Origin of the sequence: Methylobacterium sp. WL64 (assembly GCF_008039945.1) — a bacterium.
Lineage (GTDB): Bacteria > Pseudomonadota > Alphaproteobacteria > Rhizobiales > Beijerinckiaceae > Methylobacterium.
Window position 1 is genome coordinate 15,911 of the sequence record NZ_VRVA01000025.1, and the last position, 17,400, is coordinate 33,310.

Annotated in this window: 15 protein-coding genes; 7 read left to right on the forward strand and 8 right to left on the reverse strand. The window is 69.9% G+C overall.

All coding sequences use genetic code 11. From position 1 onward, the window contains the following. Positions 1–86: 86 nt before the first annotated feature. Positions 87–1,562 carry a YdiU family protein gene (locus FV242_RS13640; RefSeq protein ID WP_147939295.1) on the forward strand — a complete coding sequence of 492 codons (1,476 nt, stop codon included), beginning with the start codon at positions 87–89 and terminating at the stop codon, positions 1,560–1,562. Between the two features lie 13 nt (positions 1,563–1,575). Here the strand turns inward: FV242_RS13640 and FV242_RS13645 are convergent, their stop codons facing one another. Continuing rightward, complete coding sequence (locus tag FV242_RS13645; RefSeq protein WP_147939296.1) at positions 1,576–1,800, reverse strand: hypothetical protein; 225 nt, start codon at positions 1,798–1,800, stop codon at positions 1,576–1,578. An 801-nt stretch (positions 1,801–2,601) separates the two neighbouring features. Between FV242_RS13645 and FV242_RS13655 the strand changes: the two genes are divergently transcribed. Then, positions 2,602–3,702 carry a hypothetical protein gene (locus tag FV242_RS13655; RefSeq protein WP_147939298.1) on the forward strand — a complete coding sequence of 367 codons (1,101 nt, stop codon included), beginning with the start codon at positions 2,602–2,604 and terminating at the stop codon, positions 3,700–3,702. Between the two features lie 26 nt (positions 3,703–3,728). After that, positions 3,729–4,133 carry a lysozyme inhibitor LprI family protein gene (locus FV242_RS13660; RefSeq protein ID WP_147939299.1) on the forward strand — a complete coding sequence of 135 codons (405 nt, stop codon included), beginning with the start codon at positions 3,729–3,731 and terminating at the stop codon, positions 4,131–4,133. A gap of 18 nt (positions 4,134–4,151) precedes the next feature. On the opposite strand, the gene FV242_RS13665 is transcribed toward FV242_RS13660, so the two are convergent. Beyond that, positions 4,152–4,409 (reverse strand): hypothetical protein, encoded by a 258-nt coding sequence (locus FV242_RS13665; protein WP_238262570.1) that lies wholly within the window; start codon positions 4,407–4,409, stop codon positions 4,152–4,154. Between the two features lie 658 nt (positions 4,410–5,067). Here FV242_RS13665 and FV242_RS13670 point away from each other — a divergent pair. The 3 genes from FV242_RS13670 (at position 5,068) to FV242_RS13680 (ending at position 8,779) form a co-directional block, all read left to right on the forward strand. Further along, positions 5,068–6,090 carry a glycosyltransferase family 2 protein gene (locus tag FV242_RS13670; protein WP_147939301.1) on the forward strand — a complete coding sequence of 341 codons (1,023 nt, stop codon included), beginning with the start codon at positions 5,068–5,070 and terminating at the stop codon, positions 6,088–6,090. Positions 6,091–6,516: 426 nt separating this feature from the next. Then, on the forward strand, positions 6,517–7,767 hold the full coding sequence (locus FV242_RS13675) for an FAD-binding oxidoreductase (RefSeq protein WP_147939302.1): 1,251 nt from the start codon (positions 6,517–6,519) through the stop codon (positions 7,765–7,767). 10 nt (positions 7,768–7,777) lie between these two features. Next, positions 7,778–8,779: a 4-hydroxyproline epimerase gene (locus tag FV242_RS13680; RefSeq protein WP_147908081.1), complete on the forward strand. Its 1,002-nt coding sequence runs from the start codon at positions 7,778–7,780 to the stop codon at positions 8,777–8,779. Between the two features lie 42 nt (positions 8,780–8,821). Here FV242_RS13680 and FV242_RS13685 read toward each other — a convergent pair whose 3' ends face one another. The 6 genes from FV242_RS13685 to FV242_RS13710 all read right to left on the reverse strand — a co-directional run bounded on the left by FV242_RS13685 (position 8,822) and on the right by FV242_RS13710 (position 15,590). After that, positions 8,822–9,322 carry a cytochrome P460 family protein gene (locus tag FV242_RS13685; protein WP_147939303.1) on the reverse strand — a complete coding sequence of 167 codons (501 nt, stop codon included), beginning with the start codon at positions 9,320–9,322 and terminating at the stop codon, positions 8,822–8,824. A gap of 44 nt (positions 9,323–9,366) precedes the next feature. Then, positions 9,367–10,416, reverse strand: coding sequence for an alpha/beta fold hydrolase (locus tag FV242_RS13690; protein WP_147939304.1), 1,050 nt, complete (start codon positions 10,414–10,416; stop codon positions 9,367–9,369). A 224-nt stretch (positions 10,417–10,640) separates the two neighbouring features. Beyond that, positions 10,641–11,702, reverse strand: a complete 1,062-nt coding sequence (locus FV242_RS13695; RefSeq protein ID WP_246692698.1) for an SLAC1 anion channel family protein — start codon at positions 11,700–11,702, stop codon at positions 10,641–10,643. Between the two features lie 72 nt (positions 11,703–11,774). Then, positions 11,775–14,036, reverse strand: a complete 2,262-nt coding sequence (locus FV242_RS13700) for a xanthine dehydrogenase family protein molybdopterin-binding subunit (protein ID WP_147939305.1) — start codon at positions 14,034–14,036, stop codon at positions 11,775–11,777. Between the two features lie 10 nt (positions 14,037–14,046). Continuing rightward, positions 14,047–14,493: a (2Fe-2S)-binding protein gene (locus tag FV242_RS13705; RefSeq protein WP_147908076.1), complete on the reverse strand. Its 447-nt coding sequence runs from the start codon at positions 14,491–14,493 to the stop codon at positions 14,047–14,049. A gap of 140 nt (positions 14,494–14,633) precedes the next feature. Continuing rightward, the gene (locus FV242_RS13710; protein WP_147908075.1) at positions 14,634–15,590 is read right to left on the reverse strand and encodes a GlxA family transcriptional regulator; all 957 of its coding nucleotides are present in this window, start codon (positions 15,588–15,590) and stop codon (positions 14,634–14,636) included. A gap of 404 nt (positions 15,591–15,994) precedes the next feature. On the opposite strand from FV242_RS13710, the gene serA reads away from it, so the two are divergent. Beyond that, a complete protein-coding gene (gene serA / locus FV242_RS13715) occupies positions 15,995–17,227 on the forward strand; it encodes a phosphoglycerate dehydrogenase (RefSeq protein ID WP_187278419.1) in 1,233 nt (410 codons plus the stop codon). Positions 17,228–17,400: the final 173 nt, after the last annotated feature.

The window sequence follows — 17,400 nt, forward strand, 5'->3', positions numbered from 1 at the left end:
GCGAACGGTCTTGGACCAACGGCGGCCCATGAGAACCGACCTCGGCCGCGCTTGCTGGCCGCCGGGCGCATTCATAGATGGCGTCGATGACCCCGATCCCATTCGACAACAGCTACGCCCGCCTCCCGGAGCGCTTCTATGCGTCCCGCGCGCCGACGCCGGTGGCGGCACCGCGCCTGATCCGGCTGAACCGAGCGTTGGCCCAGGACCTCGGCCTCGATCCGGACTGGCTGGCCGGTTCCGAGGGCGTCGCGGCTTTGGCGGGCAACCGTGTCCCGGAGGGCGCGGCACCGCTCGCAGCGGCCTATGCCGGGCACCAGTTCGGCCAGTTCGTACCGCAGCTCGGCGACGGCCGTGCGGTCCTGCTCGGCGAGGTGATCGACCGGGCGGGACAGCGCCGCGACATCCAGTTGAAGGGTTCCGGCCCGACACCGTTCTCCCGACGGGGCGACGGCCGAGCAGCGCTGGGGCCCGTGCTGCGCGAGTACCTCGTCAGCGAAGCCATGGCGGCGCTCGGCATTCCGACCACCCGGGCACTCGCCGCCGTCGCGACCGGCGAGCCGGTGGCGCGCGAGACGGTCCTGCCCGGCGCAATCCTGACCCGCGTGGCGGCGAGCCATATCCGAGTTGGCACGTTCCAGTTCTTCGCCGCGCGGAGCGACGTCGAGGGTCTGCGGGCACTCGCCGACCACGTGATCGCCCGGCACTATCCCGATGCGGCCGGTGCGGAGAAACCTTACCGGGCACTGCTGGAAGGCGTTGTCGCCCGCCAAGCCGAACTGGTGGCCCGCTGGCTCTTGGTTGGCTTCGTCCACGGGGTGATGAACACCGACAACATGTCGGTGGCGGGCGAGACCATCGATTACGGCCCCTGCGCCTTCCTGGACGCCTACGATCCCCGGACGGTGTTCAGCTCCATCGACCGGAACGGCCGCTATGCCTATGGCGAGCAGCCCCGGATCGCGCTTTGGAACCTGACGCGCCTGGCTGAGACGCTGCTGCCGCTGCTCGATCCGGACGAGACCGAGGCGGTCGCGCAGGCCGAAGCGGCGCTGGCCGGCTACGCGCCGCGCTTCGAGGCCGCCTATCAGGGCGGTCTCAATGCCAAGCTCGGCCTGTCCGACATCCGGGACGGCGACCCCGCGCTGGCAGGCGACCTCCTGAAGCGTATGGCAGAGAATCAGGCGGACTTCACCCGCACGTTCCGGGCCTTGTGCGCGGTCGCGGAACGACCGGAGGCCGGCGCCGATCCGCGCGACCTGTTCGTCGATCCGACGGCCTATGACGACTGGGCGTCGCGCTGGCGCGCCCGCCTGGCCCAGGACGGCCGCAGCCCTGCGGCGGTCGCGGCGGCGATGCGGCAGGTCAACCCCGCCTACATCCCGCGCAACCACCGGGTCGAGGAGATGATCGAGGCGGCAGTGGAGCGTGACGACTTCGCTCCCTTCGAAGCCTTTCTGGCGGTGCTGTCGCGCCCCTACGAGGACCAGCCCGCGGCCGCCCCTTATGCCGAGCCACCCGAGGGCGGCGGGGTCGGATACCGCACGTTCTGCGGTACCTGAGCCGACCCCGCACTCAGCGTTGCGGCCAAGCGTAGATCTCGTGAAGGCTGCCGCCGTACCTGAACCAATGCACGCCCGTCGCTGGATTGAAGCCGTGATCCTCATGAGACGCGGCGATCGACGAGACGAGCGCCTGCGCCACATCCCGATCTGAAATCTCGTACGCGAGCAAGCGCGGATGATCCGCGTCGGCCTGCGCCCGATCGCGAAGAAAGATGGAATACGATTTCATCTTCATCACACCTGAGACAACCTGCTGGACGGAAGCAGATGTCGAAGGCAAGGCATTTGTTCAACATCGCCGAGCAACAAGGTTAATGCTTTTTAAGACAAATTCGAGCATTTTATCTACCAAATGCTGTCCTGCATGCGCCACCAGGCATCCCGAAAACGCATCGGGGCGGAAGCGTTATCGGTCTGGATTCGCTTCCTAGAATTGGTTACCTGCCTGCCCGGGGCGGTACGTGCCGCCCTGGGGCGTGGAAACCTCTTGCTCGACGGTTTGGTGCTGGCCGCGATGGCACCCGAATCCTTGACCGCGTGGGTCGGGGAGCCTGCGGCGTATGTCCAGGTGTTCCGGCACTAAAGGTCGTAGGGACCGTTCGAGCACGGTTTTCCAACTCCCCGACTATGGATGGTTCAGGAGGCTTGTCTGCGGGGACGTACCGCGGACACGAGCCTGTCGGGGGTGGCCCATGGGCTCCGATGTTCCCGAACTGCGTGCGCGCCAGCTTGCCGCTCTGCGGGCTGCCTACGAGGCCTGTGCCAGACAGGCCGACGATCGCGCCGTCACCGGTGCGGCGCTGCACACACGCGTGCTGCTGGGCCGGATCCTGGTCCTCCTGGGCGGGTTGGAGGAGCGGGCGCCCCCCCCGGCGATAGCGCTTCTCCCGGTCGTGCCGCCGTCAGGCAGGTCCGGCGCGGCGAGATTCACCGTACCGGCCGATTCCGTTTCGTCTCCACATCGGCGGGAGGGACTCCAGCGTGCCGGCGGTTCGACCGGATGCTAGGCTCGGGCTTCCCATCTCCGGGTCCCACGATGCGTCTCATCAACACGCTACACGTCGGAACGCGCGGGCTTGCCTGGACGGCGCTGCTCGGAGCCGGGCTGATCGCGCGCGCTGCCGCCGCGAGGGCGGATGAGCGCCCGAACTACGAGAGCGACCGGCGCGGCGTCTTCCTGACCTTCCTCAACGCACCCGGTCCCGGCGAAGCGATCGCCCGCTCACCGCGTTTCGGCCTGTCCTTCGGAGGCGAGGCCCGCCCGGTGCTCGTCGATACCGGCTCCACCGGCATCGTCGTGTCGGCCGGGCGCATCCCGGATGTCGACGCCCTGCCGAGCCGGCCCGGTCGCCTGACCTACACGAGTTCCGGCCGGATCATGATCGGCCGCTGGGTGACGGTGCCGGTGACCCTGTCGGGCCGCGACGGCGCCAGGGTCTCGACGCGGCCGCTTCCCGTGCTGGCGGTCGACCGGATCGACTGCACAGAGAAGGCCCGCTCCTGCACCCCGGAGGATGCCCCCGGGCACGTGGCCATGCTGGGGATCGGCTTCGGGCGCGAGGACGACAGCCAGACCCAGAGCACGCCGGACACCAATCCGCTGCTCAACGCCGAGCCGCCGGGTCCCGGTCCGGTCCATCGCGGCTACGTCGTGACCAAGTCGGGGGTGCATGTCGGGCTGACACGCGCCAACACCCGGGGACGCTTCCGCTTCGTGAGGCTCGATCCGCATCCGCGGGTCTCGGGCGACTGGCTCGGCGTACCGGTGTGTATCGGGGTGAATGCCCGGGAGCCGGGCGCCTGCGGTCGCGCGCTGATCGATACCGGCGTGACCGACATGTTCCTGACGCTCCCGCCCGAGCAAGTCACTGAGAGCCTCCGTACCGATGGCGCCGGCCACCGCGCGCTCGCCCCCGGGACGCGGCTGCGCTTCCGCTTCGGCGACGCGGCCGGCTACGCGATCACGAGCGGCGATACCGCCCCGCCCCTGGCGCCGGAGCGCATCGTCCTCAACACCACGCGCCCGCTTCCCTTCGTCAATACCGGCCTGCGCCTGCTCAACGGCTTCGACGTCCTGTACGACGCCGACGGCGGCTTCTACGCCTTCCGCGCCCGGCAGACGGATGATGAGCCCTGAAGCCCGCCTCGGTCCTGGAGCCTGCCATGCTGCGAACCGTCCTCATCGGAGTCCTGATCGCCCTGCCGGCCGTCGGCTCCGCCGTGGGGGCGGACTGCACGCAGGCGCCCGATCAGACGGCGGCGAATCTCTGCGCGGCCCAGAATTTCGCGCAGGCCGATGCGGAACTGAACCGGCGCTACGCCGCCCTGCGCGACAAGCTCGACAGCAACGGGCGGCACAACCTGGTGGCGGCGCAGCGGGCCTGGATCGCCTTCCGCGACCTCGAGTGCAACCTGCGCAGCGGCTACGACGCCTCCGCGCCCGATTCCAACGGAACGATCGCGCCCCTGCTCGACGGCACCTGCAAGACCGAGTTGACCCGCCAGCGCATCCAGGACCTGACCGCGCAGATCAAGTGCCCGGGCGGCGACCTCGCCTGCGCACCCTGAGCGGGATACGGACCGGCCTCAGATCACCTCGTAGGCGAACAGGAAGGCGACGCCGGTGATGCCCATGAGGCCGAGCAGGAAGAAGTTGTCCGCCACCTGCTCGGCGAAGCGGCTGATGCGCGGCCGGGCCTCGAGCCGCGTCGACAGGTAGGACAGGATCGCGCTCAGCAGGAACAGGACGGCGACGATGCCGCTGTAGACGTCGACCTGGCTGGGACCGGAATAGTGCTCCAGCAGCTTCACCAGACCAATCAGCGTGGTGCTGATTCCGATCATCGTGCTGGCGGTCGGGAGGATGTGACGGGATTTCTCCCCGTCCTTCACACCGGGCAGGCCCACCGATCGTCCCTCCTCGCGCCGCGTCCAATCCCGGGACGGTATGCGCGGGACGGATTGATAACCGGTATGCGCATCGGTGTAGTCCCAGCGAAGACACCGGGTGTCCGACAGCCCGATCGTAGGTCAGACCGCGCGTTAACTCGGGCCGTGGCCGCCCGATCCCGCGCAGTCACTGCGAAGTGTACGACCTGCGGCCGCGGAACGCTGACTTAACGCGAAGGCCTTCGCACGTGGGGCGGACGCGGCCGGCCGGTCCGCGCCCCGGCCGGCGTGACGCCGCCGATCCAGGTCGATGGGTGCGGGTTCCGTGTCCCGGTCGGTGAGCCGGTCGTGCCGGGCGGGGGCCAAGCGTCCGATCGTCGGCGCTGCCAGTCGCCCCCTTCCCGGTTGCGGACGTGCGGCGGGGTGATGATCGCGTCCCACGCAGGGATCTCTGCAATCCGGACGGCCTATCGCCGAGCGATGATTTTAATCCCGGCCTTATTTATGGATCAGGGTATTTACCGAAAGCCTTAATACGTGAATAATAGCAACATCAAAACCTATTCAAGATGCCCTCAAGAAATATTGCGCAATCTCTACGTGGGAAAATAACATGGAAGACAAAGAACTAAAGCTTGCGATCATAATAAATTGTCATAATTATGAAGATTACGTTCGAAATGCGATCGCAAGCGTACTCTCCCAGGACACGACCCACTGCGATGTCATCGTCGTCGATGATGGATCGACTGATCGTTCGTGGGAGGTAATCGAGCAGTTCAAGGTTCGCGCGTTCAGGAAAGAGAACGGCGGTCAAGTCAGCGCCTGCCGATACGGCGTGTCGAAAACGGATGCCCCGTTCATCCTGTTCTTGGATGCCGACGACGAACTCGTTCCGGGCTCGATACAGACGATCATCCAGCATCTCGATGCGGACGTTGCGAAGCTACAGTTCCCATTGCTTCGCATCGACAGCAACGGCACGCCGCTCGGCACGTCTTTTCCGAATCTGGCGAAAGGCCGGGCGCGCGCCACGTTCGTCAAGGCCATCGAGAGGGCGGGGACCTACATCTCGCCACCGACCTCGGGCAACGTGTTTCGCAGGGACCTGTGCGCGCTCCTGGAGGACGCCCATTACGATTCGGCCGTCGACGGCGTGATGCTGCTCGCCGCGCCGTTCCACGGTGACGTCGTGAGCCTGTCCGAACCGCTCGGCCGCTACAGATTGCACAACAAGAACAAGTCCGGCACCAACCGGACACCGACGGTGGCCCTGATCAGAAAGCACCAGAAACGGTTCGTCGATCGGCTGGAACATCTTAGAACCGCACTGCCCGACAGGGATGGATCCTGGAAAATCGCCTCGCCGACCCGTATGTACATGCATGCTCGGTACAATAATTACTGCGACATACTGGAGATGCGCCGCATCACCTGGGCGGGCGTCGTCGTCACGATCCGATCGTTCCCAACCTGGTACAGCCCGATCAGGCGCGTATCCGTCGTGCTGTTCCTGCTGGCCTGCACAATCCTGCCGCGCCGGACGGTCAGATCGATCCTGGAGGCGCGTCTGACCGGGAGTTGGAGGCCTGTCGTGTCGAACATCCGCACCTTGGGCATGGCCCGGTCGGGCTGACGGGCCGCAAGCCGGCCTTTGCCCGCATCCGGCAACGATCGGGGACCATCGGCCCCGGCAGGGAGAGGCGGCACACGCGCGCCAGACGTGGGACGACCGGTGCCCACGCCGGCGAGCACCGGGACCGGAGCGCAAGACGAAGCGATCGCGGAGACGGCAATGGCGAGATCTCCGGGGCGTCAGGCTTGCCCGCGATAGTCCGTCCGGGCTCTTTTTGCCGACCGGCCCAGAACGTGCTTGGATGCAGACGCCGGAACTATGCATCTCGATAGAGGCATCGGTTCCGGATGTCTGCGCGGGGCCCGATGCCGGGCCCGCTCATCTTCGGAGGCCTGTCGACCGGCATGAAGGACGCCATTTCTTGCTGTCCAAGGGGCGTCACGTCCGGGAGCGCGACGCGTCCGCACCGGGCGGTGGCGCGCTAGGATGGCGGCCGCGGAGCCACCGGACGTCATCGTCGTCGGAGCGGGCGTCATCGGGCTGTCCGCCGCCCTGGCCCTGCGCGCGCGCGGCCTGTCGGTCACGGTGCTCGATCGGGAGGGCCCGGCGGCCGGGGCGAGCGCGGGCAATGCCGGCGCCTTCGCGTTCTCCGACATCCTGCCGCTAGCCTCGCCCGGCATCCTCAGGAGGGCGCCGCGCTGGCTGCTCGATCCGCTCGGGCCGCTCTCGGTGCCGCCGGCCTACGCGCCCCGGATCCTGCCCTGGATGCTGCGCTTCTGGCGAGCCTGCGCGCCGGATCGCGTCCGCCGGGCGACCGCCGCCCAGACCGCGCTCATGGACCTGTCGCGGGACACGCTGGAGCCATTCCTCGAGGCCACCGGCACGCGGGGGATGCTGCGCAAGGACGGCAACCTCCAGGTCTACGAGGGAAAGCCGGAATTCGAGGCCGCCCTCCCCGGCTGGGACGTCCGCGCCGATCACGGCATCGCCTTCCAGCACCTCGACGCCGCCGCGATGGCGGCGATCCAGCCGGGCCTGGCGCCCCGCTTCACGCACGGGACGTTCACCCCCGGCTGGTACTCGATCGCCGAACCGAAAACCTACGTGCTCGCCCTGGCCGAGCGCCTGCGGGACGAAGGCGGCGCGATCGCGCGGGCCGAGGTCACGGCGCTGCGCCCCACGGCCGACGGCGTCGCCGTGGTGACATCCGCCGGCACCCGCATGGCCGGGCAGGTCGTGGTCGCGGCCGGGGCCTTCTCGCACCGCCTTGCCCGCACCTTGGGCGAGCGGATCCCGCTGGAGACGGAGCGGGGCTACAACACGACCCTGCCCGAGGGCGCCCTCGACCTGCGCACGCAGGTCACCTTCGGGGGCCACGGCTTCGTGGTGACGCGGCTCTCCTGCGGGATCCGGGTCGGCGGCGCGGTGGAACTCGGCGGCCTCGACCGGCCGCCGGATTTCCGGCGTTCGGAGGCGATGCTGCGCAAGGCCAAGACCTTCCTGCCGGGCCTCAAAACCGAGGGCGGCCAGCCCTGGATGGGCTTCCGACCGTCGCTGCCCGACTCGTTGCCCGCCATCGGTCGGGCCGCGTCCACCCGCCGGGTCGTCTACGCCTTCGGGCACGGTCATCTGGGGCTGACCCAGTCGGCGGGCACCGCGCGCCTCGTCGCCGACCTCGTCACCGGCGCGCCGCCGTCCATCGACCTCGCGCCGTTCTCGCCCCAGCGCTTCCGATAGGGCTTCGCCTATGGCCAACCACACCTTCTCGTGCCTCGACGGCCATACCTGCGGCAACCCGGTCCGCCTCGTCTCGGGCGGGGGCCCGATCCTCGAAGGCGGCACCATGCTGGAGAAGCGCGCCCATTTCCTGCGCACCTACGACTGGATCCGCACCGGGCTGATGTTCGAGCCGCGCGGCCACGACATGATGTCGGGCGCGATCCTGTATCCGCCGACGCGGCCCGATTGCGACGTCGCGGTGCTGTTCATCGAGACCAGCGGCTGCCTGCCGATGTGCGGCCACGGCACCATCGGCACGGTCACCATGGCGATCGAGAACGGCCTGGTCACGCCGCGCGCGCCGGGGCGGCTCTCGATCGACGCGCCGGCCGGCAAGGTGGACATCACCTACCGGCAGGAGGGCCGTTTCGTGGAGGAGGTGCGGCTGCGCAACGTGCCGGGCTTCCTGCACGCCGAAGGGCTGACCGCGCATCTCGATGGGGTCGGCGAGATCGTGGTGGACGTCGCCTACGGGGGCAACTTCTATGCGATCGTCGAGCCCCAAAAAAACTTCCGGGACATGGCCGATCACACCGCCGGGGACCTCATCGCCCGGTCGCCGAAGCTGCGCGCGGCGCTCAATGCCACGTACGACTTCGTCCATCCCGAGCATCCGGAGATCCGGGGCCTGTCCCACATCCTGTGGACCGGCGCGCCACGCCACCCCGAGGCCCAGGCCCGCAACGCCGTGTTCTACGGCGACAAGGCGATCGATCGCTCGCCCTGCGGCACCGGCACCTCGGCCCGCATGGCGCAGCTCGCCGCCAAGGGGCGCCTCGGGGTCGGCGACGATTTCGTGCACGAATCGATCATCGGCTCGCTGTTCCGCGGCCGGGTCGAGGCCGCGACCACGGTGGCCGGCAAGCCCGCGATCGTGCCCTCGGTGGCGGGCTGGGCGCGCCAGACCGGCATCAACACCATCTTCATCGACGACCGCGATCCGTTCGCGCACGGCTTCGTGGTGGCGTAGCTCCCAGCGGGTCCGCGTCGAAGTCGCCGTGCCCGCGGTCCCTCAGGGCGCGAGCCGGGTGAACACGTAGTCGTGGTCCCGGACGTTGGCCTGATGGCAGGCGAAGCAGGTCTCGTGCTGGGCCGCGTCCGTGGGCTTGCCGTCGATGAAGCGGCCGAACCCCCAGCCGCCGGTTTCCGGGTAGCGCTTCGAATCCTTGACCATGACCTGGATCGTGGTCGCCGCCCCGGGGACGAAGGCGGGCTCGAATTCCCGGGAGGAGGTGCGTTTCCAGGCGCGCTTCACCAGGATCGTCCCGTCCGGGAAGGGCAGCGTGCCCGCCCGGTAGGCCTGCAGCGCCGGGGCGTTGCCCACCACCGCGCGCAGCTCGTCGAGGGCGCCGGTCTCCTGTGCGACCCCGATGAGCGGCCAGTCGCGAAAACCGTCCGGAACGGTCACGCCGTAGAGCGGCGACGCGTCGGGCACGGTCCCGGCGCGGAGGGCGGCGGCACCCAGAAGGGCGGCCGCGAGCAGGCTGGACGCAGCAACCGTGATGGCGCCCATCGCCAGCTCCTGTGCCGTCTCGCGACGATCCGGGCGCCGGGACCTCAACCCGAGGCCGCATCGATGACGGCCTGCGCGAAGGCGCCCGGCGCCTCCTGCGGCAGGTTGTGGCCGATCCCGCCGGTGATCAGCCGGTGCGCGTAGCGGCCGGTGAATTTCCCGGCATAGGTCGCAGGCTCCGGATGCGGGGCGCCGTTGGCGTCGCCCTCGAGCGTGATCGTCGGCACGGCGATCTCCGGCGCCCGGGCCAGCCGGTCCTCCAGGGCCTCGTAGCGCCGCTCGCCCTCGGCGAGCCCAAGCCGCCAGCGGTAATTGTGGACGACGATGCCGACATGGTCGGGGTTGTCGAAGGACTGGGCGCTGCGGGCGAAGGTCGCGTCGTCGAACGCCCAGCGCGGCGAGGCGCTCTGCCAGATCAGCCGGGCGAAGGCATCGCGATACGCCTCGTAGCCGGCCCGGCCCCGGCTGGTGGCGAAGTAGAACTGGTACCACCAGGACAGCTCGGCCTTCGGCGGCAGCGGCGCCTTGCCGGCCTCCTGGCTGCCGATCAGGTAGCCGCTCACCGAGACGAGGGCGCGGCACCTGTCCGGCCAGAGCGCCGCGACGATGCAGGCCGTCCGGGCGCCCCAGTCGAAGCCACCGAGCACGGCGCGGGGGATGCCGAGGGCGTCCATGAGGGCGATGACGTCCACCGCCAGAGCCGCCTGCTCGCCGTTGCGGATCGCGTCCTTCGCGAGGAAGCGGGTCGTCCCGTAGCCGCGCAGGTGCGGCACGATCACCCGATGGCCCGCTGCGGCGAGGATCGGGACGACCTCCGCGAAGGCGTGGATGTCGTAGGGCCAGCCGTGCAGCAGGATGACCGCCGGACCGTCGGCGGGGCCGGCCTCGGCATAGCCGACATCGAGCATTCCGGCCTCGACCTGCTTCAGCGTGCCGGGCATGGTTCCGGCCGCGGAGGCTCCCGTCTCGGCCCGCGCGACGCCGATGCGGCCCAGCTCGGCGACCGCCACGGTCGCGGCCGTGGCGCCGAGGAGCCGGCGGCGGCTCCGGTCGATGGTCTCGGGAGGGGGTTCGGGGCGCGTGTCGGAGGGCATGGAGGCCTCCGCTTTGACGGATCTTCGAGTGCGCGAAGACTGCATCACGGGCCGGCATCGCGCTCGAACACAGCTTCGAGATAGCTCTCGGAAGCGCTTGTGTCTTACAGGGCGGTGCCTGTGGCCGTCCATCGTCCCGAACTGTGGCCGAAGACTTTCGGGACGCCGGTGTTACTCACGGCGTCGGCGACACGATCTCCGCTCGCATCCCCGCCACGATCGCATCACTGGGACAGGGTGCGCAGCTCGCCGCGGGCGAGGCCGACCAGGGTCCGGCCGAGCAGCCACAGGATCACCAGCGTCGCCAGCGCCAGGAGCGCCAGGGCGGTGCCGTCGGCGAGCGCGCCCGGCATCGCGGTCGCGACGCGCAGGGACGCCACCGCGGCGGCGGCGAGGGGGAAGCTTACCGCCCACCAGGCGACCCGGAACGGGCAGGCCTGGACGAGGCGGGCGAGCTTGGGCAGCAGCACCGCCAGCAGGAACAGCGCGACGGTGTAGAGCGCCTCCGCGAACAGGTCGATCGTCCCGGTGGTCGCCACGTAGGTCGAGAACCCGACCGCGAACGGGGCGATCAGGATCAGCAGCGCCGGCTGCAGCGCCACCGGAAGCGGCGCCTCGAACAGCAGGCGCGACAGGATCAGCGTGAACAGCGGCACCGCGAAGAACAGGCCGACCGCGAGCCCGAACATCATGACCGCGTGCATCGGCGGCAGGCCCAGCCCCGGCAGGGCGAGCGGCACGTCGAGGAGGCCCACCACCGGGACGATCCAGGCCGGCGTCGCGTGCGCCGCCTGCTGGCGCTCGCTCAGCCAGCGGGTCACGATCAGCCACGCGAACAGGGTCATGCCCACGGCGCCCAGAACCCACAGGACCTGCGCGACGAGCAGGTTCGCTCGCGCCAGCGGGATCGGCAGCAGCAGCAGGCTGATCAGCGGCGTCCCGAACAGGTTTCCGGCGATCGGATGGAGAAACTCGGCGCGCACCGCCTGCGGGGCGATGGCAGCCTTCACGGCGTAGCCCGCCGCGATCGCCACGAAGGCGGCGAGCGCGGCCAATCCCAGGGCATCCGCGATCCAGGCCGGCGCGGCATAGCGGGCCTGGGCCAGGCTCCAGGCGACGCTGAGGCCGGTCAGGCCCATCACCGCGGCGAACAGGCCGACCGGCAGCGCCTCGACCTGCCGCCAGCCCGCCGGGGGGGCCGGCGGCGTGTCGGGGGCCTTGTGCGCGGTCAGGGCGGTCTCGGTCGGATCCGCGATCCGCACGCCCGGCGCGACCATATCCAGCATCGGCTGCCTCCAAGATGGCCCCGGCGAGCCCGGCCCCCGTCGCCGCCCTGCCGGACGCGTCCCCAAAACTCGTCAGGCCGCGGTGAGCCTGGTGTTGGCGATCGGGAGGGCGCGGATGCGCTGCCCGGTGAGGGCCGCGACCGCGTTCAGCACGGCGGGCGGCACCCCCGGAAGCCCCGGCTCGCCGACGCCGCCCATGGGCGCGCCGCTCTCGACGATGCGCACGTGGACCGCCGGCATGTGCTCCCGGCGCAGGATCGGGTAGGTGTCGTAATTCTGCGACTGGCGCACGCCGTCGCGGTAGACGATCTGCTCGAACAGCACCGACGAGAGGCCCAGGGCCGCGGCCGACTCGACCTGGGCCCGCACGATCGCCGGGTTGACCACGCTGCCGGGATCGAACGCGATCCACAGGGTGTGGACCCGCGCCTCGCCGCCCTCGACCGACACCTCGGCGATCGTGGCCGTCTCCGACCCGAACGGCGAGGCCATGGCGAGGCCGCGGGCGCGCGTGCCGCCCTCGGCCGCGTAGGGCCCGCGCCGCCAGCCGCCGGACATCTCGGCCACCGCGGCAAGCAGCGCCATGTGGCGCGGGCTGTCCTTCAGGAGCGCCTGGCGCAGCGCGAACGGATCCTGCCCGCCCCCTTGCGCGATCTCGTCGAGGAAGCTCTCGTAGAACGCGTCGTTCATCGAGTGGCCGACGGAGCGCCAGAACGCGATGGTCACCGGGTGGGCGAGCTTGGTGAAGGTCATCCGCCGGTTCGGGATGGCGTAGGGCTTCTCGACGATCCCCTCCACGGCGGAGGAATCGATCGGGTTCTTGAACAGCGCCCCGAAATAGCGCCCGATCGGCCCCTCGCCGACGGTGCGGACCTCGATGGCGCTCGGCCGGCCCTCTGCGTCGAGGGCGGCCCGGAAGCGGCTGTAGCTGAGCGGGCGCAGGGCGTCGGAGCGGAACTCCTCCTCGCGCGACCACAGCACCTTCACCGGACGCTTGGTCGCCTGCGCGAGGCGGATCGCCTGCGGGAACGGGTTGCCGGGCCCGTAGGCGAAGTGGCGGCCGAAGAAGCCGCCGAGCATCGGCGAATGGATCCGCACCTGCGCCGGCTGCAGGCCCGCGGCCTGGGCGGAGATCGCCTGGAACAGCTCCGGCATCTGGTTGGGCAGCCAGAGGTCGAGCGTCCCATCCTCGGCAAAGCGCGCGAGCGCCGAGGGCGGCTCGAGCTGGGCATGGGCGAGATAGGGTGCCTCGTACTCCGCCTCGATGACCTTGGCCGCCTTGGCGAAGGCGTCGGCGGTGTCGCCCACCGCCTCGGCCGCGAGGCCCGGATCGGTGGAAGCCTTGAGCGCCGCCACCATCCCGTCGGACGAGAAGTCGGCGGCCACCGTGTCGAGCCCGCCGGGCTTGGGCGCCGACCAGCGCACGGTGAGCGCCTCGACCGCCTTGCGGGCCCGCCACCAGCTGTCGGCCGCGACCGCGACGGCGCCCGGCAGGCGATGCACCGAATGGACCCCCGGCATCGCCCGGATGTCCGCCTCGTTGGTGAGCGCCTCCGGCTCGGTGCCGAGATGCGGGGCGTGCTGCACGGCCGCGTACAGCATGCCGTCGAGTTTCTGGTCGATCGCGTAGACCGCCCGCCCGGTCGCCTTGTCGTGCACGTCGAGCCGCGGGACCGGCTGGCGGATATACCGGAAGGTCGCCGGGTCGCGCAGTTGTACGGCCTCGTTCGGCTTCAGCAGCAGGGCGTCGGCCGCCAGGTCACCGTAGGGCAGCGACCGGTTGGTCGCCGCGTGCAGCACGACCCCGTCGCGGGTGGTGAGTTCGGCCTCCGGGACCTTGAGCCGGGCCGCGGCGGCGCGGATCAGCATGTCGCGGGCGGTCGCGCCGAGCCGGCGCATCACCGCGTAGCTGGAGCGGGTCGAGAAGCTGCCGCCGGTCATGCGCAGCCCGTTCACCACGGCATAGTCGGGACCGGGCGGCGCGCATTCCACGACGAACCGCGCGGGCGGCACGTCGAGCTCCTCGCCGACGATCTGCGCGATGCCGGTGGCGATGCCCTGACCGCCCTCGACGAAGGGGCTGAGCAGCTTGACGGTGCCGTCCGGGTGGATCTCCAGGAAGGCGGCGACCCGGGTGCCGGGCTTGGGCGCGATCGCGCCCGCTCCCTCCGCGGGCCCCTGCACCTGGGCGCGGGCGCTGCGGCCGGGGAGCGCCACGCTGAGCACCAGCGCGCTGCCGGCGGCCGTCAGGAAGCCGCGCCGCGATGCCTCGCGCGGCATCGGTTCGACCACGGTCACGGCGTCCGCCGGGGCCGGAGCGAGAAACTGTTCCATGCCGCTCTCCTCAGGCCGAGGCCTGCCGCACGGCGGCGGCGATGGCGTTGTAGGTTCCGCAGCGGCACAGGTTGGTCATCGCGTCGGCGATGTCGGCGTCGGTGGGGCGCGGCGTCTGCTTGAGCAGGGCGGTCGCGGCCATGACCTGACCCGACTGGCAATAGCCGCATTGGGGCACCTGAAGCGCCACCCAGGCCGCCACGACCTTTTGGCCGACCGCGTCCTGCTCCACCGCCTCGATCGTGGCGACGGGCTGCGTGCCGACGCTCTCGATCGGGATCTGGCAGGAGCGCGTCGCCTGGCCGTCCAGCAGCACCGTGCAGGCGCCGCATTGGCCGATACCGCACCCGTACTTGGTGCCGGTCAGGCCCAGCGTATCACGCAGGACGAACAGTAATGGCGTGTCGGGCTCGGCATCGACTGCATGCTGGCGACCATTGATCGACAGGTTCACCATGATCGTGTCCGTCCGAATATCAGCAGGGCCTGCACCATGCTTAAGCGTGGCCCTGCCCGCGGCCTACGCCATAAAGGCCACGTTTTCGGACATCGCCCACGGCCGCAGCCCGCCGGCACCGCCCGCGGACATGGTCCGCGTCACATCACGGCGAGCGGCCCGGCAGCCTGGCGGATTCGCCGGGGGACCTCGCCGTAGACCCGGAGGAACGACCGGCGCATCCGCTCCCGGTTGGCGAACCCGACCGCCTGGGCGATGGCCTCCAGCGGCAGCCGGCTCTCCTCCAGCATCAGCTTGGCCGCATCGACCCGGATCGTCTCGACGGCCTTGGCCGGGGAGGTCCCGGTCTCGGCGCGGAACAGGCGCGTCAGCTGGCGCGGGCTCAGGCAAGCCACCGCCGCCAGGTCCTCGGCCGTCAGCGGCTTGCCCGGGTTGCGCCGGGCGTAGTCCAGGACCCTCTGGATCCGATCGGTGGGGGGATCGACATCGAGCAGGGCCGAGCGCTGCGCCTGGCCGCCGGACCGGCGCCGCTCCATCACCAGCCCCCGGGCGACCGAGGTGGCGAGGTCCCGGCCGTGGTCGCGCTCGACCATGCCGACCGCGAGGTCGATGGCCGCCGACATGCCGGCCGAGGTCCAGATGTTGTCGTCGGCGATGTAGATCTTGTCGACGTCGAGCTTGCAGGCGGGGTAGCGCGCGCGGAAATGGGGCGCGAAATACCAGTGCGTGGTCGCGCGCCGCCCGTCGAGTATCCCTGCATCGGCCAGGGTGAAGGCCCCCAGGCACAGGCCGGCGAGCCTGCGTGTCCCCTGCGCGGCGGCGCGGATATAGGCGGCGAGCCCCGGCGCAGTCGTCGGGATGCCGACGCCGGCCGCGACCAGGATCGTGTCGAAGGCGTCCGGCTCGGCCAGCGGCTCGGTGGCGACGTCGGCGCCCAGTCCGGCCCGGAGCCGGCCGCCCAACTCGGAATGCAGGCGGACGTCGTAGAGCTTCTCGCCCGCATACCAATTCGCCATCTCGAACGGCGAGGTGACGGCCAGACCCATGAAGTCGAAATCGGGACAGAGGACGAGGCCGATGCGACGCGTCGCTGCCATGAAGAACCGTCCCGTTCCACCCCGGTATCGGCTTTTATAGTAGCATTCCTTTCGAGAGAGGGCGAACGGTAGAAGCACATCCCGACGTGCGCGACGCGGTTTTCGCACCGGATACGGGTCAACCGCCGGGCGGACGGAGCGCATGACCGACGCAGGCGCCGCGGATCCTTCGGGCCGGACGCGCGATCTCGACGCCCGCCGGACTCAGCGAAGGGCGAATCGGAAGCACCGATCCCTCAAGATCGCAATGAAGCAGGACGCCAGCCGCGAACGATACATTCTTCCCATCGTATTGCACAACACCACGACGATTCTTCCGTCTTGTCCTGTTCGCCGATCGAAGACGATTGACGACGAACAGCGCCGCGCAGATCGTGATACTCTGCAACATCCCTTCCGCAGAGGTGCCGGTTTTGCCTACGGAACGCATCGTCCTGAGCGAGAACATCGCCGCCACGGCCCACGCGATCTTCGCGCAGGCGGGATTCGGCGCGGTCCAACCGCTGTCCCACGCCTTCGGCCTCGCCGAGGCGGCGCGCCTCGCCGACACCAACGTGCTCGGGATCCGCTCGCGGACCACGGTCACGGCGGAGCTGCTCGACGCGCTGCCCGACCTGACCGTCATCGGGTGCTTCAGCGTCGGGACCAATCAGGTCGATCTCGAGAGCGCCCGGGCGCGGGGCGTGCCCGTCTTCAACGCGCCGTTTTCGAACACGCGCAGCGTCGCCGAACTCACGATCGGCGAGATCGTGATGCTGCTGCGGCGCATCCTGCCGCGCTCGGCCTCCGCGCATGCGGGCGGATGGGACAAATCCGCGACGGGCGCCTTCGAGGTCCGCGGCAAGACACTGGGGATCGTCGGCTACGGCAATATCGGCTCGCAGCTGTCCAATCTCGCCGAGGCGATGGGCATGCGCGTCATCTTCCACGACCTGACCGACAAGCTGCGCCACGGCAACACCGAGCCGGTGGACAGCCTGGAGACCCTGCTCGCCCTGAGCGACGTGGTCAGCCTGCACGTTCCCGAGACCCCGGCGACGCACGGGCTCATGAACGCGGCACGGATCCGCGCCATGAAGCCCGGCGCCTACCTGATCAACAACAGCCGCGGGACGGTGGTGGACCTGGAGGCCCTGGCCGCGGCGCTGCGGGAGGGCCGTCTCGGCGGCGCGGCGATCGACGTCTTCCCGGTCGAGCCGACCTCCAACGCGGAGCGCTTCGTCTCGCCGCTCCAGGGCCTCGCGAACGTGATCCTGACCCCGCACATCGGCGGATCGACGGAAGAAGCGCAGGACCGCATCGGCGCGGAGGTCGCCCGCAAGCTGGTGGAGTATGCCCAGACCGGCTCGACGCTGGGCGCCGTCAACTTCCCGCAGGTGCAATTGCCGCCGCGCCTGTCCGGCGCACGCTTCCTCCACGTGCACCGGAACGTGCCCGGCGTCCTGGGCAAGATCAATACGGTCTTCTCGGGCCGCGCGCTCAACATCGACGCGCAGTATCTGCAGACCGACGGCGATTTCGGCTACGTGGTCGTGGATGCGTCGGTGGAGCGGACGGAGGCGGATGCGGTTCTCCAGGCGCTCCGGAGCATCGACGGCACCGTGCGCGCCCGGCGCCTGGTGCCCCGGGCCGCGTGAGCGGTACCGGCGTGGAGCAGTACGGCCCGGGCAGAAACCCGTCTTTCCACGAATGCCGCCCGTATTCGTCGCCGCTCCGAAGCTTTGCTTTCCTGCATTCAAAATTTCTGGCAGCTTGTGAGTCCTCGAACGCGGGCGGAGCCGGTCTCCGCCGGCGTCCGGGATCGTTCGTC